The sequence below is a fragment of the Streptomyces sp. NPDC056161 genome, assembly GCF_042268025.1.
Classification (GTDB): Bacteria; Actinomycetota; Actinomycetes; order Streptomycetales; family Streptomycetaceae; genus Streptomyces.
In genome coordinates, this window is record NZ_JBHJUV010000009.1 from 121,900 (window position 1) to 148,417 (window position 26,518).

A 26,518-nucleotide genomic window follows, 5' to 3' on the forward strand; every position below is an offset into this window, starting at 1 on the left:
GCCCGGTCAGCTCGTGCGCAGGTATTCGGGTACCGGTGGCTTCGACGGCGCCGAGTCCGTTCCCAGTGTCGCCGACAGCCATTCCTCGTACGCCTTCTGCCAGCCGTCCGCGCGGTAGTCCCGCAGGATCTGATTGACCCGGCGTACCAGATCGTCGGCGTCGTGCTTCATCGCCACGCCGTAGTACTCGGTGGTGAACGGGGCACCCTTCAGCTCGACCGTGGGGTCCTGGGCGGCCTGGCTCGCGGCGAGCGCGCCGTCGGTGATCACGGCGTCCACGTCGCCGAGTTGGAGCCGCACCAGGCAGTCGAGCTGGTTGGGCACGGTGACGGAGGTGTCCACCGACGACGGCAGCCGGCCCCCCTCCGTGTCCGCCTTCAGTTTGATGTACGCCGTCGAACCGGCCGCCGTGCAGATCCGCCGGCGCGCCAGCGAGTCGTCGTACCCGGTGATCGACGACGACTTCTGCGCCAGGACCTGCTGGCCGGTCTTGAAGTACGGGGCGGAGAAGGCGACTTCGGACAGCCGGTCGCAGGTGATGGTCATGGTGCGGACGACCATGTCGACGTCCCCGTCCCGGACCGCGTCGATGCGTTTGTTGGTCGGGATGGCCTTGAACTGGACCGCGTTCGGGTCGCCGAGGATGTCCTCGGCGATCCGGTGCGCCAGGTCGATGTCGAAGCCCTCCAGCTCCGCGTTCTCGGCGTTCGGGTTGCGGTAGCCCCAGCGGTAGCTGTTCTGGTCGACGCCGACGATCAGCTTCCGCTTGTCGCCCTTCCGGGCCTTGATGGCGTCGATGGTGGGGCCGTCCGCGCCGGACGGCCCCAGCGTCTGCTTCTCCGGGTCCGTACAGGAGGCGTCCTGCGCCTGGCGGCCGGCGGCGACCCGCCCGGCGCCGGTGCCCTGCCCGTCGGCCCCAGTGCCGGTCGACCGGGCCGACGGCAGCAGGAACACGGCGGCCAGCGCCAGCGCGCAGCCGGCCGCCATCGCGCCGACTCCGCCCCAGCCCCGCAGAGCGGCCGGACGACCGCGGTCCTCGTGTGCGTTCATCGTCGTGCCCCCTCTCACCGGTACTCCGAAAGCCGGCGCCCGATGCCGAGCACCGCGCCCGCCGCGCCCAGGACGGCGAGGACCGCGGCGCCCTCGGGCAGCCCCGTCAGCGCGTCCAGGCCGCCGGCCGCCGCCCGCTCGAACTCGGTCTGCTCGTGCGCGAGCGCCGTTCGCAGGTTGTCGTCCACGGTGTCGAAGTACTCACCGGTCGAGTTCCCGGTGCCGATCACCTGGTCGAGGGCCTGCTGGTAGTTGCCGTTCTCGTCCTCGGCGCGGGCCGAGGCGTGGCGCTGCTTCCAGGCCGTCACGCTGTCCCTGGCCGCGGTCACCGGCGCGGTGCCCGTGGCGTCGTCGGCCAGCTTCCCCGCCTCGGCCAGGCCCCGGTCGAGGGCGGCCATGTCCTGGTCGAAGGCGTAGTAGTACTTGTCGACGGTCTGCTTGCCGACCTTGACGGTGTCGGCGCCGCGCGCCACCAGGCTCAGGTTCTCGTTGCCGCGGGCCTTCAGGGAGGCTATGCGGGCGTCGTGCAGGACGGTCAGGGAACGTACGCCGTGGTCGTTGGAGTCGTTGAGCCCGGCGCGGGCGACGGAGTGCCCGACGACCAGCCAGAGCAGGACGACCGCGGCGGTGGCGGTGGCGGTCACCAGGCCGTGGTTGAGGACGCGGTTGGTGCGCAGGTAGCTACGGCGCTGGGCCCAGCCGAGCGCGCCCAGGGCGAGGACGCCGAGGCCGATCGCGGGCCACGGGTAGGCCGTCGCGTCCCCGTAGTCGTCGTTCAGCCGGGTGTTCTCCGTCCGGTACAGCTTCTCGGCCGCGGGCAGCATGTCGTCCTGCATCCTGCTGTTGGCCAGCCGCAGATAGGCGCCGCCCACCGGGTAGCCCAGCCGGTTGTAGACGCGGGCCCGCTCCACCAGGCCCTTGTACTCCGTCAGCAGCTTGCTGAGTTCGTCGATGACCCCCGTGGCGGGGGAGCCCGGTTCCGAGTTGGCCGCCGCCGTGACGAGTTTCCCGGACGCCTTGCGGATGCCGCTCTCGTACCGGTCGCGGGCGGTGCTGGTCTCCTGGCCGCCCGCGAGGAAGGCGCTGGAGGCGGCCGTGTTGGCGTCCGCGAGCGAGCTGTAGATGTCGGCGGCGTCCGCACTGAGCGGCTGGCTGCGGTACAGCACGTCGTGGGCGGCGGCCTCCCGGTCGGCGGTCTGCCAGGTGGTGACCGCGCCGAACGCGACGACCAGCAGCGCGAGGACGGCTCCGATGACGCGAAGCCGGCCCGGTTCGGTTCGCGCGCCGGCGCGCAACTCGGCCACGCCCGAGGCGAAGACGGTGCGCCACGCCGGTGCGGACGGGTCCACGGGTGGTGCGGGGGGCGCGGGGCGCGGCGGGACGGCGGGCATGGTGGGCAGGCCCCGGCCCGGCGCCGGGCCCGGTGGCGCCGCGCTGCTCTCCGATGGGTGTGTCACTCCGCCCTCCCCCAGGGTCGTCCGTCGCCGCCAAGTATCGCCGCCGGCACCGACATCCGCACCAGCCTTCACTGGATCTTGATCGGATCCCATCGGTTGCCTCCGGCGAAGGTGCCGGGTTCTTCACCACCCCTTGCCCGAGAACACGCGCCGGGAATCTGTTCGGTTCCCCCGGAACCCACCCCCGAACCCGGCGCCGCCGCCCCCTCCGGCGCCCGGCCCCACCACCCTCACCCCGTGCCGCTCACCCCTCTCGCCCCATCCAACCCCTCTCTTCTCACCCCTCTCTTCTCACCCCGCACCCTTCGCCCCCAGGCCCGCGGTTCGCGCCGTCTCGCCGGGGCCGGGTCAGGACTCCCAGTGGGAGCGGGCGCGCTGTTGGACGCTCGGGTCCGCGCCCATCCGGTCCAGGCCCAGCAGCGCCGCCCCCAGCACCGGACGGGCCGTCACCACCCGGGCCGCCGCCTTCGGCGCGCGGACCGCGAGCAAGGCCCGTACGCCGTCGTCGAGTCGGGCGTGCCCCGCGGTGAGGACACCGCCGCCGAGCAGCACCGGCACCTCCTCGTCCAGCAGGCCGAGCCGGGACAGCGCGACCGTCGCCATGGTCACCACCTCCTCGGCCAGCCGGTCGACGACCGAGCGGGCGACGGCGTCCCCCGCCGCGGCGGTCGCGAACAGCACCGGCGTCAGCTCGTGCCGCCGGCCGTACTCGATGTGTTCCAGGTGCAGGGCCTCGATCAGGGCGTACATGGAGTCCAGACCGAAGTGGGCGGGCAGGGTCCGGGCCAGCCGGGTCGCCGCGCCGCGCCCGTCCTCCGCGCGGGCCGCGTACCACAGGGCCTCCTCGGCGAGCCCCCAGCCGCCGCCCCAGTCGCCGGAGATCCGGCCGATCGCCGGGAAGCGGGCGGTGCGGCCGTCGGGGTGCATGCCGACGCAGTTGATGCCCGCGCCGCAGACCACCGCGACGCCGCGCGGCTCGGCCACGCCCGCCCGCAGGATCGCGAAGGTGTCGTTGCGCACCTCCACCGTGCCGCCCCACGCGCGCGCGTGCAGCGCGGCGGCCAACTGCTCCTCCTCCACGGGCAGATCGGCGTTGGCCAGGCACGCGGAGACGTGCGCGACGGAGGTGACACCCGCGGCGGCGTACGCCCGTACGACCGCGTCGGCCACCTCGTCGACCGCCGTGCCGATGCCCACCGCGGGCGGCCGGAAGCCGCCGCCGCGGGCGGTGGCGAGGACGGTCCCGTCCGCGGCCACCACCGCGACGTCGGTCTTGCTGTTGCCCGCGTCGATGGCAAGGACACTTGCGGTCAGGCCCACGCGAGGTGCTCCCGGTTGTGCGCGATCAGTCGGTCGGTGAGGCGTTCGGCGTACTCGTACTGGCCGATCAGGGGGTGCGCGAGGAGCGCTCGGAACACCCGGTCCCGGCCGCCGCGCAGCGCCGCCTCAAGGGCCAGGTCCTCGTACGCCGTCACGTTCGCCACCAGCCCCGCGTACAGCGGGTCGAGCGGCGGTACCGGCAGCGGTGCCGCGCCCTGCGGGCCGACCGCCGCCTGCACCTCGATCACCGCGTCGTCCGGCAGGAAGGGCAGCGTGCCCTTGTTGTGGGTGTTCACCACCTGGTACGGGCTGCCGCCCGCCCGTCGCCCGCCGTCACCCCCGGACGAGGAGCCCGCGGCCCCGCCGGCACGACCGCCCAGCAGCGCCGCCGCCAGGTCCACCGCGGCCTCCGAGTAGTACGCGCCGCCCCGCTCGGCGAGCAGTTCCGGCTTCTCGTCCAGGGCCGGGTCGCCGTACATCCGGAGCAACTGCCGTTCCATCTCGGCGACCTGCGCCGCCCGGGACGGCTTGCCGCCCAGTTCGCGCACCACCTCGTCGTGCGCGTAGAAGTACCGCAGGTAGTACGACGGGACCACGCCGAGCCGGTCCAGGAGCGGCCGGGGCAGGTGCAGATCGCCGGCGATGGCGTCGCCGTGCAGGGCGAGCAGCTTCGGCAGCACGTTCTCGCCCTCGGGACCGCCGAGGCGTACGCCCGTCTCCCAGGTGAGGTGGTTGAGGCCCACGTGGTCGAGGTGGACGTCCTGCGGGGCCACGTCGAGCAGGGCGGCGAACTTCCGTTGGAGGCCGATCGCCACGTTGCACAGCCCGACCGCCCGGTGCCCGGCCTGGAGCAGGGCGCGGGTGACGATGCCGACCGGGTTGGTGAAGTCGATGATCCAGGCGTCCGGGTTGGCCCGGCGGACCCGTTCGGCGATGTCGAGGACCACCGGCACCGTGCGCAGCGCCTTGGCGAGGCCGCCCGCGCCGGTGGTCTCCTGGCCGATGCAGCCGCACTCCAGGGGCCAGGTCTCGTCCTGCTGCCGGGCGGCCTGGCCGCCCACGCGCAACTGGAGCAGGACCGCGTCCGCGCCCTCGACGCCCGCGTCCAGGTCGGCGGTGGTGACGATCCGGCCGGGGTGCCCCTGCTTGGCGAAGATGCGCCGGGCGAGGCCGCCGACCAGCTCCAGGCGTTCGGCGGCGGGGTCCACCAGGACCAGTTCCTCGACGGGCAGGGAGTCCCTGAGCCGCGCGAATCCGTCGATGAGTTCGGGCGTGTAGGTCGAGCCTCCGCCGACCACGGTGAGTTTCAAGACATCAACCCTTTACTCCGGTGAGCGTGACACCTTCGACGAACGCCTTCTGGGCGAAGAAGAACACGAGGATCACGGGGGCCATGACCAGGACGGTCGCGGCCATGGTGAGATTCCAGTCGGTGTGGTGGGCGCCCTTGAAGGACTCCAGGCCGTAGCTCAGGGTCCAGGCGGCCGGGTTCTCGGACGCGTAGATCTGCGGGCCGAAGTAGTCGTTCCAGGCGTAGAAGAACTGGAACAGGGCGACGGCCGCGATGCCCGGCCTCGCCATCGGCAGCACGACCCTCAGCAGCGTCCGCAGGTCGCCGCAGCCGTCCACCTTCGCCGCGTCCAGGTACTCGTTCGGGATGGTCATCAGGAACTGGCGCAGCAGGAAGATGGAGAACGCGTCGCCGAACGCCATCGGGATGATCAGCGGCCACAGGGTGCCGGACAGATCGAGCTGCTTCGCCCAGAACAGATACATCGGGATGATGATGACCTGCGGCGGCAGCATCATCATCGAGATCACCAGCATGAGTGACAGATTGCGCCCGCGGAAGCGGAACTTGGCGAGGGCGTACGCCACCGGGAGCGAGGACACGACGGTCAGGACCGTGCCCAGACCGGCGTAGACCAGGGTGTTCTTCCACCAGGTCAGGAAGCCGGGCGTGTCGAACACCCGGTGGTAGTTGCCCCATTCCCAGGTGTGCGGGATCAGGTCCCGGCTGAGCGCCTGGCTGTCGTTCATCAGGGACGTCAGCAGGACGAAGACGAAGGGCAGGGTGAAGAACAGCGCGGCGGCCACCCCGAGGGCGTGGACGGCGATCCACTCCAGGAGCGCCCGGCGCCGCGCGGTCCGCTGCGCGGGGGAGCGGGCGGGCGCGGGCAGTCGCACCGGCTCGTCCAGTACGTGGGCCATCTCAGTCACCTGCCTGGAGGAGACCGCCCCGGCGCCGCATCAGGAACGCGGTGAACGCCATCGACAGGGCGAAGAGGACGAGGGCGACGACGCAGGCGGAGCCGTAGTCGAAGCGCTGGAAACCGAGGTTGTAGACCAGCTGGGGAAGGGTGAGCGTGGACTTCTGCGGATACCCGGGCTCGAACTGCGTGCCCGCGCCCTGGATCACCCCCGAGGCGACCTTCCCGGCGATCAGCGGCTGCGTGTAGTACTGCATGGTCTGGATCACTCCGGTGACCACGGCGAACATGACGATCGGGGAGATGTTCGGCAGCGTGACGTACCGGAAGCGCTGCCACGCCGAGGCACCGTCCAGCTCCGCCGCCTCGTACTGCTCCGCCGGTACGTCGAGCAGCGCGGCCATGAAGATGACCATCAGGTCGCCGACCCCCCACAGCGCCAGCAGGGTCAGCGCCGGCTTCGACCAGGAGGGGTCGTTGAACCAGCCGGGAGTCGGCAGCCCGACCTGCTCCAGAGCTGAGTTCACCGGCCCCGTACCCGGGTTGAGGAGAAAGGCGAAGGCCATCGTCGCGGCCACCGGCGGGGCGAGGTAGGGCAGGTAGAACAGGGTGCGGAAGACGCCGGTGCCCGTTCTGATCCTGGTGATGAGCATTCCCACGCCGAGTCCGAAGACGACCCGGAGGGTGACCGCCACGAGCACCAGCCACAGGGTGTTGCGCAGCGCGGGCCAGAAGAGGGGGTAGTGCTCGAAGACGTAGGTCCAGTTCTTCGTGCCGCTCCACGTCGGCGCCCGGAAGCCGTCGTAGTGCATGAACGAGAAGTAGACCGTCGAGATCAGCGGGTACGCGAAGAAGACCGCGAAGCCGATCAGCCAGGGCGACATGAACGCGACCGTGCGAAGCGCTGCCCGGCGGCGCTTCGACGCGAGGGTGACGGTGCTCATCTCCGTGGCCCCGGGCTACTTCGCCTGCGCGATGTCCGTGTCGATCTGCGCGGCCGTCTTCTCCAGACCGGCCTTCAGATCGGTGACCTTGCCGCTCTCGTAGTCGTAACCGAACTGCTGGATGGTCACCAGGTAGGTGCCGCCGTCGACCGACGCGGGGGTCGTGGTGGAGTGCGGGTCGGCGGCGATGTCCAGGAAGGTCTTGAACCGCGGGTCGTACTTCAGCTTCGGCGACTTGAGGGCGGCCAGCGTGGAGGGCAGGTTGTGGATGGCGTTCGCGAAGCCCACCACCGCGTTCGTGTCGGTGGTCATGTACTTCACCAGTTCCCAGGCCGCGTTCTGCTTCTTGCTGGTGGCGGCGATGCCCGCGATGGTGCCGGTGACGTAGCCCTTGCCGTACTGGTCCGCCAGCTCGTCGGGCACCGGCAGCGGCGCCACGCCGATGTCGAAGCCCGACTGCGCCAACTCGGCCATGCCGAGCCGCCACTCGCCGTCCAGCTGCATGGCCACCTGCCCGGTGTGGAAGGGGTGGTTGATGCCCCACTCGTCGCCGAGCGTGGCGCGGAACTTCTCCAGCTTCTGATATCCGCCGAGTTCGTCCACGAGCTGCTTCTGGCGGGTGAACCCGGCCTCGAAAGCGGGGTCCTTGGCCAGGTTCGACGTGCCGTCCGGGGCGAAATACGTGGGTGAGTACTGCGCGAAGTAGTGCTCGGTGGTGGATTCCCAGCCGTGGTAGTTCGGCATGAATCCGAGCTGTTCGTAGCTGTCGCCCTTGGTGATCGTCAGTTTCTTCGCGTCCGCCACGAACTCGCTCCAGGTCTTCGGCGGTCCGGCGATGCCCGCCTTCTCGAACTCCTTCTTGTTGTAGTAGAGCCCGTAGGCGTCGCCCAGCAGTGGCACCGAGCAGCGGTCGCCGTCGAACTGGGTGTACTCGTTCATCGCCTTCGGGAACGTCGCCGCGGGATCGATGCCCGACTTCTTGAACAACGGGTTCAGATCGATCAGCGCGCCGGAGGAGCAGAACTTGCCCACGCTGTTGGTGGTGAAGGAGGAGATCACGTCGGGCGCCTTGGTGCCGCCGGTGCGCAGCGCCTGGTTCATCTTGTCGTCGGTCATGTTGCCGACGACATTGACGTGGATGGTGGGGTGGGCCTTCTCGAAGCCCGCGATCAGCGACTTGACCGCCTGCACCTCGCTCGGCGCGCTCCAGGCGTGCCAGAAGTTGATGGTCGTCTCCTTGGAGGGGTCGTCAGCACCCCCGCCCGACTGGCCGGTGCAGGCGGTGGCGAGCAGAGCCAGCGAGGCGGTGAGGGCGAAAGCCGTCTTTCGGACCACTCCGGGTGCCGGCGTTCGGACCACTCCGGGTATGGCGTGGGGCATGGCGGTGTCTCCCTAGGGCGGGCGGTGCGGGACGGGGGCCGTGCGGTGCGGGGGCCGTGCGGTGCGGGGGCGGTGCGGTGCGGTGTGGTTGCGGGAAAGGGGTGGGCGGGAAAGGAAGCGCGGGCTCGGCTCAGCGCGAGGTGTCGAAGACCTCGTCGCGGGTGGTGGCGAGCGCGCTCTCCAACGCGCCGCGCAGCACGGGGTGTTCTAGCACCTCGCCGACGACGAGGCGCGGGCGGGGCGCGGCCAGTTCCTCCAGCTCGGCCTGGACGAGGGCGCGCAGCACCTCGCCGCCCGCGGTGAGGGCGGTGCCGGTGAGGACGACGAGTTCGGGGTCGAGGACGGCGACGAGCGAGGCGAGACCGGTGGCCAGCCGGGTGGCGTACGTCCGCAGAAACTCCCGGTGGGGGCCGCCGCCGTGGTCGGCGGCGCGGCCCACGAGCGCCGCCGCGGCCTCGGCGTACGGTCCGCCCGGCACGTCCTGGACGCCCAGCTCCCGGGCCAGCCGGGGCAGCGCCTGGGAGCCGGCGAGTTCCTGGTAGCCGCCACTGTTGGCCTTGGCCACCTGGCGCACCAGCGGCGTACCCGGCACCGGCAGGAAGCCGACCTCGCCGGCGCCGCCGGTCCAGCCGCGGTGCAGTCTGCCGCCCAGGACCAGGGCGGCGCCCAGGCCCTCCTGGTTCCACAGCAGTACGAAGTCGCCGTGTCCGCGGGCCGCGCCGAGCCGCTGCTCGGCGATGGCGACGAGGTTGACGTCGTTCTCGTACTCGACCGGCATCGGCAGCGCCGCGGCGAGTTCGTCGAGCAGCGCCGGGGCGTGCCAGCCGGGCAGGTGGGAGGCGTAGCGCAGACGGCCGGTGCCCGGGTCGAAGGCGCCCGGGGTGCCGATGACGAGGCGGTGCACGTCGCCCCGGGCCAGTCCGGCGGCCTTCACCGCGCCGTCCAGGGCGTCGGCCACCTGCCGTACGACCGGCTGTGCGGGGCGTCGGCCGGGGGTGGGCAGTTCGTACTCGCCGACGGTGCGGCCGGTGATGTCGGCGACGGCGGCGCGGATGCGGCCGGGGGTGACGTCGAGCCCGGCGGCGTGCGCCGCGGCCGGGTTGACCGCGTAGAGCTGGGCGTTGGGGCCCGGACGGCCCTCGCTGGTGCCGGTGGCCAGCACCAGCCCGGCCGCCTCCAGACGGGCGAGCAGTTGGGAGGCGGTCGGCTTGGACAGGCCGGTGAGCTTGCCGATCCGGGTGCGGGACAGCGGCCCGTGCGCCAGCAGCAGGTCCAGCGCCGCGCGGTCGTTCATGGCGCGCAGGACGCGGGGAGTGCCCGGCGTGCCGGCGGATCCTGCCATCAGTGATCGACACCTGCCCTTCCAGCTGACCAGCCGCTCAGTGGCCCTGGTGGCACATCCACCCATGGTCACTGTTAGGAAAGTTTCCTGTTGGCTGGAAAACGTAAGCTGCCGCGCGAGGGGCGTCAAGAGCGAGTTCGGGCGGCAATCCAGTCGTTACCTGCGGGATCCGGCTGGAGCGGGGCGATCGGTGGGGGACGGGTGACACTGCGGGGCGGGCTGCTGGTACGGCTCTGGGGGACGGCGCTTGCGGAGGTCGTGCCGTTGATGGCGCTCACGGGTCTGTCCGACGCCGTCCACGACGAGGCCGCGCGGCACCTGCGGATCGAGGTCCGGGCGACGGACACCCTGCGGGCCGCGGCCGGTCTGGACAAGGGCGGCGCCTTCATCGCCCTGTGCCAGGTGGCGCGGTGGGCGCGGCCGACCGGTTGTGGCGCGCTCGGTGAGATGGGTGCGGAAGGGGTCAGTCCGTGAGGAAGGCGGTGGTGTCCAGGGCGGGGTAGGGGGCGGGGAGGGGGAGGGGGAGGCCCAGGTCGACCTTCACCTCCCGCCGATAGCGGTGCTTGACCGTGGCATCGCCCGTGGTCGCAGGAACCGTGGTGTCCTCGGTGGCCGCGGGATCCGAGAAGCAGTAGGCCACTTTTTCCTTGCGATGGATGAGGACGTACACGGGAACCCCGGCACCCGCGTAGATGCGCAACTTGGGACCAGTGTCGACTTCGTGGTTCGTGGACGTCACCTCTCCGACCACGGCCAGCATGTCGATGGGATACCAGCCCTTGTGAGTTTTGGAGTACGCCTCGTCCAATTCCGTGGCCTTGCGGCGGCGGACATAGAAGTCCGGGATGACCAGGGCCGCGGTCCGGCTGTCCTCGTGCGCGGCGCGGAAGCCCATGCCGAAGCCCGCGAAGCGGAATCCCGCGTCGTTGAACTGGAGAAAAAGCTGTGCGATACCGTCGCTGTGTTCTTCGTCCGGTTGAGGCGGCACGATGCCCGTCTCCTCGATGTACTCCGCTCGAATCGGCATCGGCGACGCCTCCTCGAACGCGATCAACAGGTCGATGGGGTCCACCTGCGTCATCACCGGCTCCATGATCGGTTCGGCGCTCATCGCTGGTTCTCCTTGCCGCGCTGCTGTCAGGCTAAGCCCGCGCCGGGTGCCCCGGCACAACAATGGACGGCCCGGTCGGCGTGCGGTACCGGAACAGCGGGCGCCGTCACTCGAACGAGCGTGCCGAATCGATCCGTCGCCGACCGCCCCGCTCCGTCACTTCGTCGGCGGCCGCTGGGGTGTGATCGGGGCCGCCGCCTCCGCCTGCGGGGACGCCGAGTTGCTGAACGCCGACGGGGCCGCGACCGACGCCGTCGGGTCGGCCGCCTCGGCGTCCACCGCCGGAGCCTCCCCGCCGACGATGCGGATGTCCGCCGCGTCGAAGGCCCGCTTGATGCGCCAGCGCAGCTCACGCTCCACGGACAGGGACTTGCCCGGCATCGTCCTGGCGGACATGCGGACCACCATCGAGTCGATCAGGACGCTGTCCAGGCCGAGCACCTCTACCGGGCCCCAGAGCAGTTCGTTCCAGGGCTCCTCCTTGCTCATCCGCTCGGCCACCGAGTCGAGGGTGGCCCGCACCCGGTCCAGGTCCTCGCTGGGGCGCACCGTCACGTCCACACCGGCCGTCGCCCAGCCCTGGGAGAGGTTGCCGATGCGTTTGACCTCGCCGTTGCGGATGTACCAGATCTCGCCGTCGCCGCCGCGCAGCTTGGTCACCCGCAGGCCGACCTCGACGACCTCGCCGGTGGCGACGCCCGCGTCGATCTGGTCGCCGACGCCGTACTGGTCCTCCAGGATCATGAAGACACCGGAGAGGAAGTCCGTGACCAGGTTCCGGGCGCCGAAACCGATCGCCACGCCCGCCACACCGGCCGACGCGAGGAGCGGGGCCAGATTGATCTGGAAGGTGGACAGCACCATCAGCGCCGCCGTGCCGAGGATCAGGAACGAGGCGACCGACCTGAGCACCGAGCCGATCGCCTGCGAGCGCTGCCGACGGCGCTCGGCGTTGACCAGCAGCCCGCCCAGCGCCGTGCCGTCGACCGCCTGGACGGTCCGGGTCATCCGGTCTATCAGCTTGGTGATCGCCCGCCGCACCAGCACTCTCAGCACCGCCGCGATCACCAGGATCAGCAGGACCCGGAGCCCGATGGCGAGCCACGTCGACCAGTTCTGCTCGACCCAGCTGGCGGCGCCCACCGCACTCTCGTGGGCGTCCTGGAGCGTGGGCAGCGTCGGGACCGTCGACTGCGACGGGGACGGGGGCAGTGACGAGGTGGCGGTCGTCACGGCGGCGGACAGGGACACGGCGGGTACCTCCAGGCGCAGCGGTCTGCCTCCGGCACGGCGGTCATGGTCGGCAGGGCGTCATGGTCGTCGGCGACGCCGAGGTGCTCGTGGCGTCGGGGTGGGCGAGATCACGGAACTGTCACCGGACGGGCAGAACCAACACACTAACGGGGCATTGTGTGTGCGCTGTGCGGCGAGCACGGGAGAGACCCGGGTCACGCGGGCTTGAACAGGCCGTGATCCGGGGGATGAATCCAGGTGTGGTCGAAAACACTCCCAGCCCGTTACCGGGACATGGTGGCGCTTCCACCAGGCATGAGGGGAGACTGACTGCAGATCGTCCCGGCGCGAGCCACGCGCCGCCGGCGTACAAGGAGGCATCCGTGCCGCATGTCCTGGTCCTCAACGCGTCGTACGAGCCGCTCGGCGTCGTACCGCTCCGCCGCGCGCTCGTCCTCGTCCTGGAGAACAAGGCAGTCGCCTTGGAGGAATCGGGCGCCTTCATGCACAGCGCAACCGTCACACTCCCCGCACCTAGCGTGGTCCGGCTCAAGCGATTCGTTCGGGTTCCCTACCGGGGGCCCGTTCCTCTGACCCGACGGGCACTCTTCGCCCGGGACGGGGGCCGGTGCATGTACTGCGGTGGCGTCGCAACCAGCGTCGACCACGTCATCCCGCGCAGCCGCGGGGGCAAGCACGTCTGGGACAACGTGGTGGCCTCCTGCCGCCGCTGCAACCACGTGAAGGCCGACCGACACCTCTTCGAGATCGGCTGGCGGCTGCGCCACAAACCGGCCCCGCCCACCGGCCTTGCCTGGCGCATCATCGGCACCGGCCATAGGGACCCGCGCTGGCTGCCCTACTTGCAGCCGTGCGGCGCGGAGGACGCCATGGCCCGGATCGACGGCATTTCCGCCTGACGATCCGGGCCTTCGCACACCCCGTGGCCACCCCCGGCCACGGGGCACTGCACGCTGCCCCGCCCACGAACGCTCAAGCCCCCTCAGGGGGCGCGGGGAACTGCGCGCTCAGCCCCATTCCACTTGCACGGCGCGGCACTCCCAAGCCCATCCCGCCCGCACACACCGACGCCCCGAGCCCGCACGGCGAGTGCGCCCCACCCCGCGGAGGGGCGAGTGCGACCGTCGCGACTGGGTAGGGCTGCCGTTACCCGCAGAACGCTATCGTCGGAATCCGTCGTTACCCGACAAAGGAGACCACCGTGCCCGCACCGGCTCATCTCTCGTTTCCGGCCCAGCACAAACCGGGTCACAAACCCGGTCACAAGGCCGGTCACGAACCCGTCCGCGCACCCGGGTACGAACCCGGACCGGTGCCGCCGACCGACCCCGAGAACACCCACCACTGCGTGTTCAGCGCGGAGGGCGCACACGTCGAGACCCCGCTGACCAGCGAACCACCGCTGCCCGACGCCGAGCCCCTGACCAGCGAGCCGCCGCTGACCGACCTGGCCCCGCTGACCAGCGAGTCCGACGCGGCCGAGGACCCCATCGGTGCGGACATGCTCACTCCGGGACGGTAGGTGACCGCGCCCGGACCGGCCGCCGCCCCCGACGACGAGGAGCTGCGCCGGCTCGCCGAGCTGTACGGCGTTGCCACCTCCTACCGCCCCGCCCCGGACCGTACGGTCGCCGCCTCCACCGCCGCCGTGGTGGCCGCCCTGGCCGCGCTGGACGTCGCCGCCTCCACCCCGCAGGAGGTCCGCGCCGCGCTCGCCGCCCGCGAGCGTGAACTGCGCGAACGGCTCCTGCCGCCCACGATGGTGCGCTGGACCACCACGGCGAGTCCGCCCGACACCGCGGGCGACACCGAGCCGTCCGGCACCGCGAGCCCGCCCGACACCGCGGGCGACACCGAGCCACCCGGCACCCCGCCGCCCGGCACCGCGAGCCCGCTCGGCGCCCTGCCGCCCGGCACCCGGCTGCGCGTCGACACCGAACAGGGCGAGAGCCGCGCCACCGCCGACCGGCTCCCGGCCGGGGTCCACCGGGTGACGGCCACCGCCCCGGACGGCCGCATCGCCGAGAGCCATCTGATCGTCGCCCCCGACCGGCTGCCCACCCCCGCCGGACGCTCGTACGGGCTCCTCGTCCAGCTCTATTCGCTGCTGTCCGGGCGGTCCTGGGGCATGGGCGACCTCGGGGACCTCAGCGAGCTGGCCGACTGGGCGGCGCGTACCGCCGGTGCCGGATTCGTTCAGGTCAACCCGTTGCACGCGGCCGTACCCGGCGCGCCGACCGACCCCTCCCCGTACCGGCCGTCCTCCCGCCGTTTCCCCGACCCGGTGCATCTGCGGGTGGCGGACGTGCCCGAGTTCGCCCAGGTCGAGGACCGCGCACAGGTCGGCGGCCTCCTGGACCGCGCCGCCCGGCTGCGCGCCGACGTGCTCGACAGGGGCGCGCTCATCGACCGGGACGCGGTGTGGGAACTCAAGCGGGAGGCGCTGGAACTGGTCCGGCAGGTGCCCCTCGCCCCGGACCGGCAGGCCGCCCTCGCCCGCTTCCGCACCCAGGAGGGCCAGGCGCTGGAGGACCACGCCACCTGGTGCGCGCTCGCCGAACTGCACGGCTCCGACTGGCACACCTGGCCGCCGGAGCTGCGCGACCCCCGCTCGCCCGGCACCGCCAGGGCCCGCACCGAGCTGACGGACCGGGTGGACTTCCACTCCTGGCTGGCCTGGCTCACCGACACCCAGCTCGGCGCCGCCCAGCGCACCGCACGCGAGGCGGGCATGCCGGTCGGGATCGTGCACGACCTCGCCGTCGGCGTGCACCCCCGGGGCGCCGACGCCTGGGCCCAGCAGGAGTTCTTCGCCGCCGGGATGTCGGTGGGCGCCCCGCCGGACGCCTTCAACGCCCTCGGCCAGGACTGGGGCCTGCCGCCCTGGCGCCCCGACCGCCTCGCGGCCTGCGGCCACGCCCCCTACCGGCAGCTCCTGCGCGCCCTCTTCCGCTACGCGGGCGCGGTCCGCATCGACCACGTCATGGGCCTGTTCCGGCTGTGGTGGGTGCCCCAGGGACAGCCGCCGACGGAGGGTACGTACGTCCGCCACGACGCCGAGGCCATGCTCGCGCTCCTCGCCCTTGAGGCGTCCCGGGCCGGTGCCGTGGTGATCGGCGAGGACCTCGGCACCGTGGAGCCGGGCGTCCGCGAGACCCTGCGGCGCCACGGGGTGCTCGGCACGTCGGTGCTGTGGTTCGAACGGGACTGGACGGGTGACGGCCTTCCGCTTCCGCCCGACCGCTGGCGTGCCGACTGCCTGGCCACCGCCACCACCCACGACCTGCCGCCCACGGCCGCCCGGCTCACCGGCGAGCACGTCGACCTGCGCGACCGCCTCGGCCTGCTCACCCACCCGGTGGCCGAGGAGCGCGCGGCAGCCGCCGTGGACACGGAGGAATGGCTGGACCTGCTCACCCGCCTCGGACTGCTCCGGCCGCCCGCCGGTGACGGCTCGCCCGCCGGTGACGGCTCGCAGATCGGTGACGTCGCGCAGATCGGTGTCGGTTCGCAGACCGGCTCGCAGGCCGCCGAAGAGGCCCGGATCCAGGCAGTCCACCGCTTCCTGCTGCGCACCCCGGCCCGCCTGGTGGGCGTCTGGCTGCCGGACGGCATCGGCGACCGCCGCCCGCAGAACGTGCCGGGCACCTGGGACCAGTACCCGAACTGGCGCCTGCCCGTCGCCGACGCCCAGGGCCGCCCGGTGACCCTGGAGGAGCTGACCGCCGCGCCCAGGCTGCACGCGCTGCTGGAAACCCTGCGCACGGCCGGATGAGCCGGGACCGGGGCCCTTTTGCCACCTGTCGTCGGCGCGCCAAGGGCACCCCGGACGCGCACCGGGTTCCGGCGTTCGCTACTTTTGCACCGTGGACAAGAAGAACGCCCTGCGCGCCGGCGCCCTGGCCGCCGGTACGACGCTGATGATGCTGCTCATGTCGTCCCCCGCGCTCGCGCTCACCCGCGACGACGGCGACGATCCCGGCAAGGGCCTGAGCGTCATCCAGACGCTGGGCCTCTTCGTTCTCGCCCCGCTCGCGCTGTTCGTGATCATCGCGGGTCTGGTGATGGTGCTGGACAAGTCGAAGATCCGCGTGACGAAGGGCAAGGCGAGGGTCTGACCCGCCGTCGGCCCGCGCCGAGGGCGCCGGCCGCCACGCCGCACGACACGCCGGAAAGACGACGAAAAGGGGCGCCACGCCGGGCGCCCCTTCGTCGTGCGCGTGTCGACGCGCCGCGGACGACTACGCGGTCGCCGCCGCGGCGTCCGCGGCCTGGGCCTTCAGGGCCCGCTCGACGCCCGCGCGGGACTCCGACACGAGGCGGCGCAGGGCCGCGCCCGGCTCGGCCGCGGCGAGCCAGGTGTCCGTCCTCACCAGGGTCTCCTCGGACACCTGGATCGACGGGTAGAAGCCGACCGCGATCTGCTGGGCGATCTCGTGCGAGCGGGAGTCCCAGATGCCCTTGACGACCTCGAAGTACCGCTCGGCGTAGGGCGCCAGCAGCTCCCGCTGGTCGGTCTGCACGAAGCCGCCGATCACGGCCTCCTGGACGGCGTTCGGGAGCTTGTCGGACTCGATGACCGACGCCCACGCCTCCGCCTTGGCCTCCGGCGTCGGACGGGCCGCCCGCGCGGTGGCCGCGTGCCGCTCGCCCGCGGCGGTCCGGTCCCGCTCGTACTCGCCCGCGATCTCCGTCTCGTCGAACCGGCCGACCGCCGCCAGCCGCTCCACGAACGCCCAGCGCAGGTCCGTGTCCACGGCCAGGCCCTCGACGGTCTGCGTGCCCTCCAGCAGACCCTCCAGCAGGTCCAGTTGCTCCGGCGTGCGGGCGGTCGCGGCGAACGCGCGGGCCCAGGCCAGCTGGTGGTCGCTGCCCGGCTCGGCGGAGCGCAGGTGCGCCAGGGTGGCGTCCGTCCAGCGGGTGAGCAGCGCCTCGCGCGCGGAGGGCGCGGCGTACATCTCGATCGCCAGCTTCACCTGGCGCTGGAGCGACTGCACGACGCCGATGTCGGACTCCTTGCCGATGCCGGACAGCACCAGGGACAGGTAGTCACGGGTGGCCAGCTCCGCGTCCCGGGTCATGTCCCAGGCGGAGGCCCAGCACAGCGCGCGGGGCAGCGAGGACGCGAAGTCGCCGAGGTGCTCGGTGACGAAGGCCAGCGACGCCTCGTCCAGGCGGACCTTCGCGTACGACAGGTCGTCGTCGTTGAGCAGGATCACGGCCGGGCGGCGCCGCCCGGCCAGCTGCGGTACGGCCGTCAGCTCGCCGTCCACGTCCAGTTCCAGCCGGTCGCCCCGCACCAGCTTGCCGCTCGCCGCGTCCAGGTCGTACAGGCCGACCGCGATCCGGTGCGGGCGCAGCACCGGATCGCCCTTGGCGCCGGCGGGCAGGGCGGGGGCCTCCTGGCGGATCGCGAAGGACGTGATGACACCGTCGGCGTCCGTCTCCACCGCCGGGCGCAGGATGTTGATCCCGGCCGTCTCCAGCCACTTCTTCGACCACGTCCGCAGATCGCGGCCGGAGGTCTCCTCCAGGGCGCCCAGCAGGTCGGACAGGCGCGTGTTGCCGTAGGCGTGGCGCTTGAAATAGGTCTGCACGCCCTTGAAGAACTCGTCCATGCCGACGTAGGCGACGAGCTGCTTGAGCACGCTGGCGCCCTTGGCGTACGTGATGCCGTCGAAGTTGACCAGCACGTCGTCCAGGTCGCGGATCTCGGCCATGATCGGGTGCGTGGAGGGCAGCTGGTCCTGCCGGTAGGCCCACGTCTTCATGGAGTTGGCGAAGGTGGTCCACGAGTGCGGCCACCGGGATCCGGGCGCGTACGCCTGGCAGGCGATGGAGGTGTACGTGGCGAACGACTCGTTCAGCCACAGGTCGTTCCACCACTCCATGGTGACCAGGTCGCCGAACCACATGTGGGCCAGCTCGTGCAGGATGGTCTCGGCCCGCGTCTCGTAGGCCGCGTCGGTCACCTTCGACCGGAAGACGTACTGGTCCCGGATGGTCACCGCGCCCGCGTTCTCCATCGCGCCCGCGTTGAACTCCGGCACGAACAGCTGGTCGTACTTCTCGAACGGGTACGGGTGGTCGAACTTCTCCTGGAACCACTCGAAGCCCTGCCGGGTGACCTCGAAGATCGCGTCCGAGTCGAGGTACTCGGCGAGGGAGGGACGGCAGTAGATGCCGAGCGGCACGCTCTGCCCGTCCTTCTCGTACACGCTGTGCACCGAGGTGTACGGCCCGGCGATCAGCGCCGTGATGTAGGTCGAGATGCGCGGCGTCGGCGCGAAGACCCAGACGTCGTCCTTGGGCTCGGGCGTCGGCGAGTTGGAGATGACGGTCCAGCCCGTGGGCGCCTTCACGGTGAACTGGAAGGTCGCCTTCAGGTCCGGCTGCTCGAAGGAGGCGAAGACCCGGCGGGCGTCCGGCACCTCGAACTGGGTGTACAGGTACGCCTGCTCGTCGACCGGGTCGATGAAGCGGTGCAGCCCCTCACCGGTGTTCGTGTACGCGCACTCGGCCACGACCCGCAGCTCGTTGCGGCCCGCCTGGAGGCCCGGCAGCGCGATCCGCGAGTCCGCGAAGACCGCGGCCGGGTCGAGCGGGTCGCCGTTGAGCGTCACCTCGTGGACCGCGGGGGCCACCAGGTCGATGAAGGACGCGGCGCCCGCTTCCGCGACATCGAAGCGCACGGTGGTCACGGACCGGTAGGTGCCCCCCTCCTGCGCGCCGGAGAGGTCGAGATCGACCTCGTACGAGTCAACGGTGAGCAGCTTCGCCCGCTGCTGCGCCTCTTCCCGAGTCAGGTTTGTGCCAGGCACGCGGTCATCTCCTCGTTATGTGTGGGTTGTGCCATCCTTCCACGGGTCATCCACAGAACGCGATGTCCGCATCCCGCCGGTGACCGGGGCGGACGCGCGCCAGCCTGGTGGGATGACGACATACACCGCACGTCCCCTCGACCCGGCGGCCCTTGAGGAACTGCGCGCCGTGGACGACGCGGGGCGCGAGACGGTTCCCCTGACCGACGAGGAGGGCGGCGCGCCGCTGCGCTGCTGTCTGCGCCGCAGCACGCCCGGCGAGTCGACAGCGCTCGTGTCGTACGCGCCGCTGCGCCGCTGGGCGGCCGGGACGGGCGCCGAGCCCGGCGCCTACGACGAGCAGGGGCCGGTCTTCATCCATGCCCGGGAGTGCCCGGGGCCGGTCGCCGGGGGCGGCCACCCGTTCGCGAACGCGCACCGGACGGTGCGCCGCTACTCGGCCGACGGCCGGATCCTCGGCGGGCGGCTCGTGACGGAGCCCGACGGCTTCGAGGCGGCCTTCGCGGAGGCGTTCGCGGATCCGGAGGTGGCGCTGGTCCATGTGCGGGCGGTGGAGTACGGGTGCTTCCTCTACGAGGTGCGCAGGGGTTAGCGCCCGCACGGTAGTACGACTGGTGGCTAGCTTGGTCATACCCTGCTAGCGTGGTGGTATGAAGATCAGTGTGAGTCTGCCGCAGGAGGATGTCGCCTTCGTCGACGAGTACGCGGCCCGTACCGATGCGGAGTCCCGTTCGGCGGTGATACACGACGCCATCGAGCTGCTGAGGCAGGCGCGGCTCGTGGAGGAGTACGCGGCGGCGTTCGCCGAATGGGACGGCAGCGAGGACGCCGAGTTCTGGGACCGGTTCTCGGGGGACGGACTGATCGATGAAGCGCGGTGACATCTATCTCGTCGACTACGAACCGTCACGGGGCAGCGAGGCGAACAAGGCCCGTCCCGCGGTGATCGTCTCGAACGACAGCGCCAACGCGGCGGTCGAGCGAACGGGACTCGGCGTGGTCACGCTGGTCCCACTGACGACCAACACCGCTCGTGTCCACCCGTTCCAGGTGCTGCTCCCCGCGGGCGAATGCGGTCTTCTCAAAGACTCCAAGGTGCAGTGCGAGCAGGTGCGTGCGCTCGCCCCCGACCGGTTGCTGCGGCCGCTCGGCACGGTGCCCCGGCAGCAGATGGCGAAGATCGACGTCGCTCTGCGCAGACATCTTGCCCTGTGAACCCCGAAGGGGCGCCCACCGGCCGGTGGGCGCCCCTTCTCGTGTGCCTGCGTGTCTCACCCCGCCAGTTCGGCCGCGACCAGCTCCGCGATCTGGACGGCGTTCAGGGCCGCACCCTTGCGCAGGTTGTCGTTGGCGACGAACAGGGCCAGACCGTGGTCCGTCGTCTCGTCCCGGCGGATCCGGCCGACGTACGACGGGTCCTGGCCGGCCGCCTGGAGCGGGGTCGGGATGTCGGTGACCACGACGCCCGGCGCCGCGGCGAGCAGCTCGGTGGCCCGCTCCGGGGACAGCGGACGCGCGAAGCGGGCGTTGATCTGGACGGAGTGGCCGGTGAAGACCGGGACCCGGACGCAGGTGCCGGAGACCTTGAGGCCGGGGATCTCCAGGATCTTGCGGGACTCGTGGCGGAGCTTCTGCTCCTCGTCGGTCTCGTTCAGACCGTCGTCGACGAGGTTGCCCGCGAAGGGGAGCACGTTGAAGGCGATGGGCCGCTTGTAGACCTGCGGTTCGGGGAAGTCGACGGCCGCTCCGTCGTGGGTGAGCCGGTCGGCGTCGGCGACCACCTTCTGGGCCTGGCCGTGCAGCTCCGCCACGCCCGCGAGGCCCGAACCGGAGACCGCCTGGTAGGTGGCGACGACCAGGGCTTCGAGGCCCGCTTCCCGGTGCAGCGGCTTGAGCACCGGCATCGCGGCCATCGTGGTGCAGTTCGGGTTGGCGATGATGCCCTTGGGGCGGTGCGCGATCGCGTGCGGGTTCACCTCGGAGACCACCAGGGGTACGTCCGCGTCCCGCCGCCAGGCGGAGGAGTTGTCGATCACGACGGCGCCCTGTCCGGCGACCTTCTCGGCCAGCGCCCGGGAGGTGGCGCCGCCAGCGGAGAACAGGACGATGTCCAGGCCGGTGAAGTCGGCGGTCGCCGCGTCCTCCACCGGTACGCCGTCCAGGACCGTCCCCGCCGAGCGGGCCGAGGCGAACAGCCGCAGTTCCTCCGCCGGGAAACTCCGCTCGGCGAGGATCCTGCGCATGACCGTGCCGACCTGACCGGTGGCTCCGACGATTCCGACCTTCACGGGTTCCTCCGTACTACGTGTGTGTGCGGCCTCTGTGCGTGCGGCACGGCGGCCGCTCCAGGATGCGTCTGTCCATGCCCGTCCTGTCCAATCCATTGTCCGGGTGGTGGGACGGGGAGGCGAAATCCCCGGGCCCGCAGCGAACGTTTCGCCCCGCTTCCGCGTCGTAGGGGAAACGCGGGGAGGGGAGAGGTGGCTGTGCTGCGTAGAAGGGCCCGCCGCGGGCAGGAGGCGGTCCGCGGCGGGGACGATCCGCTGGACGCGGCCCAGGAGCGACGGGTGCGGGCGGTGCTCGCGCTCGGCGGCGTGCCGCAGTCGGACCTGCCGGACGGGGTGCAGCAGGTCCGGCTGCGGCTGCTGGAGCGGGCCGCGAGCGGTCGCGAGGCGCCGCGGGACGTGTCGGCGTGGGTGGCGGTGGTCGCCTCCAACCTGGCCATGGACTGGCACCGGGCCAGGCGCCGCCAGGAACGGCTGGGGGAGCGGCTGGCCGCGCTGCGCGAGCCCGCGCACCCCTCGGGCGAGGAGACCAGCCTGCTGTCCCTCGCGGTCGCCCGGGGTCTGGACGGGCTGCCGGCCGCCCAGCGGCAGGTGGTCGTGCTCCGGTTCTTCGCCGACCTGTCGGTGCGGGGGATCGCCGAGGAACTGGGCATCCCGGAGGGCACGGTCAAGAGCAGGCTGCACACGGCGGTCCGCGTGCTGCGCGACCGGCTGCACGAGGACGAGGTGGTGTGACATGACCGCCGGACACGAGGATGCGCGGGACACCGGAGGAGCCGGAGGCGCCGGTGGCACCGGTGGCACCGGAGGCGCGGGAGGCGCGGGAGAGCAGCACGGGGAGTACCGGGAGTACGGGGGGTACGGGGAGTACAGGGCGATCGGGGAGCACGACGACGCGGACGCCCTGATGGCCGCGATCACCGGGGACCCGCTGCCGCAGGAGGTGTGCCGCGACCCCGCCCGGCTCGCCGCACACCGGGCGGCCGAGGCCGACGTGGCGGTGCTGCGGGACCAACTGGCCTGGCTGGCCGAGGCGTTGACGGGGGAGGAGACGGCCAGGGGCGCGGTGGCCGGGGCAGCGGTGATCGGCGGGACCGGTACACCGCAGGGCGCCGGCGGACCGGAGGGCCCCGGTACGGCGGAGGGCCCCGGTCCGGCGGTGCCCCCCGCACGGCGTGCCCGGAGCCGTACTCGCCCCGCCGGTCCCGGCCGGCCGCCGGAGCCCGGCCGTCCGGGCGGCCGTCGGCGCGCCCTGCGGATCGCGCTCGGCTCGCTCGCCGGTGCCGCGGCCTTCGCCCTGGTCCTGGGCTTCGGCTGGGTGGTGACGCGGGCCGGCGGCGGCGCGGACGACAGCGCCGGGGCGGCGGCCAAGAGCGACGCCGGGGTCGCGGGCCGGGACGCCGGGCCCGCCGGCCGGCCGGCGGACCCGGAGCGCGAGCTGGCCTGTTCCCGCCTGGTCGTGGAGGGCACGGTGGCCCAGGTGGAGCCGCGGCCGGGCACCTCCGGGGGCAGCAGCGTCACCCTGACCGTGCTCCGCTCCTACAAGCCCGCGCACGGCCCGGCCGAGGTCCGTGTCCTGCTCGACGCGGCCGCGTCGCCCGCGCCGCGCCCCGGACAGCACGTGCTCGTCCTGGTCGGCCGGGGCGAGCGGGACGCGACCCGGTGGGTCGTGGGCGACATTCGCGTGGCCGTCGAACGCGACTGGATCACGGACGCCCTGCCCGGCTCACTCGACGCTGCCTGCCCTTCCGGCGGCGCGTCCTGAGCCGGGGAGCCGGCGGGCCCGGTCGGGTGCGCCCCGGGCGGCGGTCCGGGGCCGTGCCGGACGGAGCGGGGCGGGCGTCCGTCAGGACACCCGCCCCGCCCGTCGGCGTCACAGCCTCACAGCGTCACGGCGTGACCTTTTCGATCTGCACGCTGCCGACGCCCGCGACCGTGCCGCGCGCGTTCACCAACTGCACCTGGCCGAAGAACTCACGGCCCGCCGGAGCCGCGGCCGCGGCCGTGACCTGCCCGGTCACCGTCGCCGATGCGCCCGTGCCGAGCTTGACCGGAGCCGAGCCGTCGACCGTGACGGAACCGAGCGCGGAGGAGAAGAACACGTCCCGGTAGTCGAAGTCGGTCGAGCCCGACGGCACCGAGTAGCCCACGACCTCGACGGTGTAGGTGCCCGCGGCCGGCTCCGGGATGGAGACCGCCTCCTCCGAGTCGCCGTCCGCGGACAGCGCGACCTGGTTGCCGTCCGCGTCGTACACGGTCAGGTCCAGGTCGGCGGCGGTGTCGGAGACGTTGCCGATGGCGACGTCCAGCGTCTCGGCGCCCGCCGGGACGGTCACCTCGGTGGTCCGGGTCTCGCCCTGCGCGATGGCGGGCCGGTCGGACTTCGCGGAGCCGAGCGGGCCGCCGACCAGCTTGCCGTCCAGGGCGGCGAAATTGTTGGTCACCTTCCAGGACGCGGTGGCCGGGACGCCGACCTTCGCCTCGGGCACCGTCACGGTCGCCGGGTCGAAGGCCGCGCCGAGCACGGTGACGTCCAGCTTGTACGGGTTGTCGAGCAGTGGCGAGGTGCGGCGCGACTCGACCTCGATCTCCCAGACCCCGGCCTGCGGGTCGGCGTACGAGCGCAGGTCGGGCCGGCAGCCGTTGCCGTCCAGGTAGTTGTTGTAGCAGTACGGCGTGGAGGTCTCGTCGACCGGAACGCCGTACGGGTGGATGGAGATGAACCGGGTCTGGCTCTTGTCCTTCAGCCCGCCGATCGCGACCTCAAGGGACTTGGCGCCCTCGGGTACGTCGAGGAAGTACGACTGCGTGCTGTTGCGCTGCACCGAACCCGACGCGGAGAAGGTGTGGTCGACCGGCGTCGCCACCACGACCGTGGTGAGGATCTGCTTGTCGACGCCCTCGGTCCTCGGGTCGTCGACCTCAAGGATCGCGCTCTTGAGACCCGCCGACTTCGGGGCCGCCCGGACCTTGACGGTCACCGGCTGGTTCAGCGGCAGCTTCACCACGTCGTCGCCGACGATCCGGAAGGTGCCGCCCGCGTTGTTCTCGAAGTGCAGCTCGTGCCGGACCGCCGTGGCCGGTCCGGAGGTACGGGTGATCGTGACGTCGTACGTCTTCTTCTGCCCGGCCTCCAGTCCGCCCTCGCGGTCGTACAGGCCGGTGCCGAAGCCCGGCGTCCTGAGCGCGTAGTCGATCGCGGTGTCGACCGGTGCCTTGACCGTGTAGTCATGGGCGCCCGCGCCGTTCCTGACGGCCTTCCAGGCGTCCACGATGTTGATCAGGCCCGCGCCCTCCTCGTACGCCTGCGCGCCCGCGATGTGGTCGGCGGTCGAGGTCAGCGCCGTACGCAGCTCGGCCGGGGCGAGGTCGATGTGCCGCTGCTTCGCCGCGCTCAGCAGCAGCGCGGTCGCACCGGTCGCCTGCGGGGAGGCCATCGAGGTGCCCTGGAGCATCGAGTAGCCGGCCGGCAGGGAGTAGCCCGCCTCGGGTACCGGGCCGCCCGGCAGCCAGGTCTGGGTGGTGTTGATCGCCGCGCCGGGCGCGACCAGGGTCGGCGCGAAGCCGCCGTCCTCGCGCGGGCCGCGCGAGGAGAAGGGCATCAGCGCGTACTTCTTCTCCACCTGGGAGCCGTAGTTCGCGGCCCAGGTCTCCTTGGAGATGCCCGCGCCGACCGCGATCACCTTGTCGGCCAGGCCGGGGTCGCCGATCGTGTTGGCGCCGGGGCCGTCGTTGCCCGCGGAGATGACGAGCTGCACGCCGTAGGTGTCGATGAGCCGGGTGTACAGCTCGGCGCGCGCGTTGTTGCCGTCGTTGAGCGCCGGGAGGCCGCCGATGGACATGTTGACGACGTCGACGCCGCGGTTCGCCACCAGGTCGATCATGCCCTCGGTGAGCGCGACGTTGGTGCAGCCGCCGGACCAGGTGCAGGCGCGGGAGGAGACGATCTGCGCGCCGGGCGCGGCGCCGTTCATCTTCCCGCCGAACAGGCCGCCTGCGGCGGTGATGCCGGCGACGTGGGTGCCGTGCTCCGACTCGATGACGCCGATGTTGACGAAGTCGGCCTTCTTGCCGACCCAGGACCCGCCGTAGGGGTCCATCGGCACGTCCTTGCGGATCTGCACGACGAACGGCTGGCGCTCGACCACGTCGGTCTTCGGGTCGTCGGTGCCGAAGTAGCCGATCTGGTAGCCGTCCTTGTACGGCTTCATCGGCGTGTCGTCGGAGAAGTCGTTGTTGTTGTTCAGGTCGACCCGGACCGTGCCCGCCGCGGGGTCGTACAGCACGCCCCAGGAGTCGGTGGTGTCGCCGTCGCGGTTGGCGTCGCCCGCCGCGTCGCCGCCCGCGGTGGAGGACTCCTTGAACACGCTGATCTGGTAGGAGCCCGCCGGGGCCCGCCAGCTCTGGCCGCCGTAGGCGAACGACGGCCCGGAGACGGCGTTGACCATCGGGCGCCAGGTCTGGTCGCCGTCGACGATCGGGTCGGTCGCCGTCACCCAGTCGACGATCTTCCGCTCGCCGGTGGTGGTCTTCTGCAACGCCGGGTGGCCGAGGTCGACCCCGGAGTCGAGGATGCCGATGGTGACGCCCCGGCCGTCCGCCTTCGGGTTCTGCTTCACGAAATCGACGGCGCCCGTCTCGAACGACGGGTTGTACGGGTTCTTTGCGGGCGTGTGCCCGTCCGGCGCCGGATAGGTCTTCGTCGTCGCGGCGGACTCGGTGCCCGGGGCGCCCTGGGCGGCGTCCGCGGCCGGCGTCGGGTCGTCGAGGGCGATCTCCTGGCGCAGGTCGATGGCGTGCACCGAGGACAGCTCGGTGGCGGCCGCGATGGCCGCGTCCGCCGCGCCGGTCGGGACGGTGGCACGGACGTAGCCCAGCTTGTCGTAGGTGCGGCCGACCGAGCCGCCCTTGACCGCGTCCAACTGCTCGGCGACCTGCTCGGTCCGGCCCGGCGCGGTGGCGATCATCATGGTGACGTTCTTGTCGCCCGCCGCCTTGGCCGCGGCGAGCAGATCGGCGTCGTCGGAACCCAGCTTGGGGGTCTCGGCCGACTTGACGCTGGGGTCGGCCGTCGTCGCGGGGGCGGTCGCGGCGACGGCCAGGGGTATCGGGCCGGCCGCGGAGAGCGCGGCCACCAGACCGGCGGCCACGGCGATGCGGGCCACGCGTCTCGCGCCCGGCGTCGGGTCGCTCTTGGAGGAGTGGATCATCGGCATCCCTTGGAGGTAAAGGAACGTTGAACACGGCAGTCCGGATGTCGGTGCCGGACGATCGCTCAGCTTTACCCAAGGGTGAGAACTTTGGGGAGAGTTGACCGTGGCGTGAGGGACGGATGGCGTACACC

The 26,518-nt window shown here is 72.0% G+C and carries 23 protein-coding genes; 10 read left to right on the forward strand and 13 right to left on the reverse strand.

Going from position 1 to position 26,518, the window contains the following annotated elements; all coding sequences use genetic code 11:
* Positions 1 to 6 precede the first annotated feature (6 nt).
* The 8 genes from ACFC09_RS10970 to ACFC09_RS11005 form a co-directional block, all read right to left on the reverse strand.
* Positions 7 to 1,050, reverse strand: a complete 1,044-nt coding sequence (locus ACFC09_RS10970; protein ID WP_376525805.1) for a glutamate ABC transporter substrate-binding protein — start codon at positions 1,048 to 1,050, stop codon at positions 7 to 9.
* 14 nt (positions 1,051 to 1,064) lie between these two features.
* The gene (locus ACFC09_RS10975) at positions 1,065 to 2,507 is read right to left on the reverse strand and encodes a hypothetical protein (RefSeq protein WP_376525807.1); all 1,443 of its coding nucleotides are present in this window, start codon (positions 2,505 to 2,507) and stop codon (positions 1,065 to 1,067) included.
* 348 nt (positions 2,508 to 2,855) lie between these two features.
* Positions 2,856 to 3,827 carry an N-acetylglucosamine kinase gene (locus ACFC09_RS10980; RefSeq protein WP_376525809.1) on the reverse strand — a complete coding sequence of 324 codons (972 nt, stop codon included), beginning with the start codon at positions 3,825 to 3,827 and terminating at the stop codon, positions 2,856 to 2,858.
* Positions 3,818 to 5,137 carry a 6-phospho-beta-glucosidase gene (locus ACFC09_RS10985; protein WP_376525811.1) on the reverse strand — a complete coding sequence of 440 codons (1,320 nt, stop codon included), beginning with the start codon at positions 5,135 to 5,137 and terminating at the stop codon, positions 3,818 to 3,820. Before ACFC09_RS10985 ends, ACFC09_RS10980 begins: the two co-directional genes overlap by 10 nt.
* Before the next feature lie 4 nt (positions 5,138 to 5,141).
* Positions 5,142 to 6,038: a carbohydrate ABC transporter permease gene (locus tag ACFC09_RS10990; RefSeq protein WP_376525813.1), complete on the reverse strand. Its 897-nt coding sequence runs from the start codon at positions 6,036 to 6,038 to the stop codon at positions 5,142 to 5,144.
* A 1-nt stretch (position 6,039) separates the two neighbouring features.
* Complete coding sequence (locus tag ACFC09_RS10995) at positions 6,040 to 6,981, reverse strand: carbohydrate ABC transporter permease (RefSeq protein WP_376525815.1); 942 nt, start codon at positions 6,979 to 6,981, stop codon at positions 6,040 to 6,042.
* Positions 6,982 to 6,996: 15 nt separating this feature from the next.
* Positions 6,997 to 8,361: an ABC transporter substrate-binding protein gene (locus tag ACFC09_RS11000; RefSeq protein WP_376525817.1), complete on the reverse strand. Its 1,365-nt coding sequence runs from the start codon at positions 8,359 to 8,361 to the stop codon at positions 6,997 to 6,999.
* Between the two features lie 130 nt (positions 8,362 to 8,491).
* Positions 8,492 to 9,703 (reverse strand): ROK family transcriptional regulator, encoded by a 1,212-nt coding sequence (locus ACFC09_RS11005; protein WP_376525818.1) that lies wholly within the window; start codon positions 9,701 to 9,703, stop codon positions 8,492 to 8,494.
* Between the two features lie 201 nt (positions 9,704 to 9,904).
* Between ACFC09_RS11005 and ACFC09_RS11010 the strand changes: the two genes are divergently transcribed.
* Positions 9,905 to 10,177 (forward strand): hypothetical protein, encoded by a 273-nt coding sequence (locus ACFC09_RS11010; protein WP_376525820.1) that lies wholly within the window; start codon positions 9,905 to 9,907, stop codon positions 10,175 to 10,177.
* On the opposite strand, the gene ACFC09_RS11015 is transcribed toward ACFC09_RS11010, so the two are convergent.
* Positions 10,167 to 10,814, reverse strand: a complete 648-nt coding sequence (locus ACFC09_RS11015; protein ID WP_376525822.1) for a Uma2 family endonuclease — start codon at positions 10,812 to 10,814, stop codon at positions 10,167 to 10,169. The genes ACFC09_RS11010 and ACFC09_RS11015 overlap by 11 nt on opposite strands.
* 156 nt (positions 10,815 to 10,970) lie before the next feature.
* The gene (locus ACFC09_RS11020; RefSeq protein ID WP_376525824.1) at positions 10,971 to 12,065 is read right to left on the reverse strand and encodes a mechanosensitive ion channel family protein; all 1,095 of its coding nucleotides are present in this window, start codon (positions 12,063 to 12,065) and stop codon (positions 10,971 to 10,973) included.
* A gap of 365 nt (positions 12,066 to 12,430) precedes the next feature.
* Here ACFC09_RS11020 and ACFC09_RS11025 point away from each other — a divergent pair, with 365 nt between their 5' ends.
* From ACFC09_RS11025 to ACFC09_RS11040, 4 genes are all read left to right on the forward strand, one after another.
* Positions 12,431 to 12,967, forward strand: coding sequence for an HNH endonuclease (locus tag ACFC09_RS11025; protein WP_376525826.1), 537 nt, complete (start codon positions 12,431 to 12,433; stop codon positions 12,965 to 12,967).
* 302 nt (positions 12,968 to 13,269) lie between these two features.
* A complete protein-coding gene (locus ACFC09_RS11030; RefSeq protein ID WP_376525828.1) occupies positions 13,270 to 13,590 on the forward strand; it encodes a hypothetical protein in 321 nt (106 codons plus the stop codon).
* Positions 13,591 to 15,843, forward strand: coding sequence for a 4-alpha-glucanotransferase (malQ, locus tag ACFC09_RS11035; RefSeq protein WP_376525830.1), 2,253 nt, complete (start codon positions 13,591 to 13,593; stop codon positions 15,841 to 15,843).
* A 91-nt stretch (positions 15,844 to 15,934) separates the two neighbouring features.
* Positions 15,935 to 16,186, forward strand: coding sequence for a hypothetical protein (locus ACFC09_RS11040; protein WP_376525832.1), 252 nt, complete (start codon positions 15,935 to 15,937; stop codon positions 16,184 to 16,186).
* Positions 16,187 to 16,309: 123 nt separating this feature from the next.
* Here ACFC09_RS11040 and pepN read toward each other — a convergent pair whose 3' ends face one another.
* Positions 16,310 to 18,889 (reverse strand): aminopeptidase N, encoded by a 2,580-nt coding sequence (gene pepN, locus ACFC09_RS11045; protein WP_376525834.1) that lies wholly within the window; start codon positions 18,887 to 18,889, stop codon positions 16,310 to 16,312.
* A gap of 112 nt (positions 18,890 to 19,001) precedes the next feature.
* On the opposite strand from pepN, the gene ACFC09_RS11050 reads away from it, so the two are divergent.
* Genes ACFC09_RS11050 through ACFC09_RS11060 form a run of 3 tightly spaced genes read left to right on the forward strand, consistent with a single transcriptional unit; the run spans position 19,002 to position 20,104 of the window.
* Positions 19,002 to 19,481 (forward strand): DUF1203 domain-containing protein, encoded by a 480-nt coding sequence (locus ACFC09_RS11050; protein WP_376525836.1) that lies wholly within the window; start codon positions 19,002 to 19,004, stop codon positions 19,479 to 19,481.
* A 58-nt stretch (positions 19,482 to 19,539) separates the two neighbouring features.
* On the forward strand, positions 19,540 to 19,770 hold the full coding sequence (locus ACFC09_RS11055; protein WP_376525838.1) for a ribbon-helix-helix domain-containing protein: 231 nt from the start codon (positions 19,540 to 19,542) through the stop codon (positions 19,768 to 19,770).
* Entirely contained in the window at positions 19,757 to 20,104 is a 348-nt protein-coding gene (locus ACFC09_RS11060; RefSeq protein ID WP_376525840.1) for a type II toxin-antitoxin system PemK/MazF family toxin, read from the forward strand. Before ACFC09_RS11055 ends, ACFC09_RS11060 begins: the two co-directional genes overlap by 14 nt.
* A 56-nt stretch (positions 20,105 to 20,160) precedes the next feature.
* On the opposite strand, the gene ACFC09_RS11065 is transcribed toward ACFC09_RS11060, so the two are convergent.
* Positions 20,161 to 21,177: an aspartate-semialdehyde dehydrogenase gene (locus ACFC09_RS11065; RefSeq protein ID WP_376525842.1), complete on the reverse strand. Its 1,017-nt coding sequence runs from the start codon at positions 21,175 to 21,177 to the stop codon at positions 20,161 to 20,163.
* Between the two features lie 198 nt (positions 21,178 to 21,375).
* On the opposite strand from ACFC09_RS11065, the gene ACFC09_RS11070 reads away from it, so the two are divergent.
* Entirely contained in the window at positions 21,376 to 21,909 is a 534-nt protein-coding gene (locus ACFC09_RS11070; RefSeq protein WP_376525844.1) for an RNA polymerase sigma factor, read from the forward strand.
* Between the two features lies 1 nt (position 21,910).
* Positions 21,911 to 22,939: a hypothetical protein gene (locus ACFC09_RS11075; protein ID WP_376525846.1), complete on the forward strand. Its 1,029-nt coding sequence runs from the start codon at positions 21,911 to 21,913 to the stop codon at positions 22,937 to 22,939.
* Between the two features lie 124 nt (positions 22,940 to 23,063).
* Here the strand turns inward: ACFC09_RS11075 and ACFC09_RS11080 are convergent, their stop codons facing one another.
* On the reverse strand, positions 23,064 to 26,384 hold the full coding sequence (locus ACFC09_RS11080) for a S8 family serine peptidase (protein ID WP_376525848.1): 3,321 nt from the start codon (positions 26,382 to 26,384) through the stop codon (positions 23,064 to 23,066).
* Positions 26,385 to 26,518: the final 134 nt, after the last annotated feature.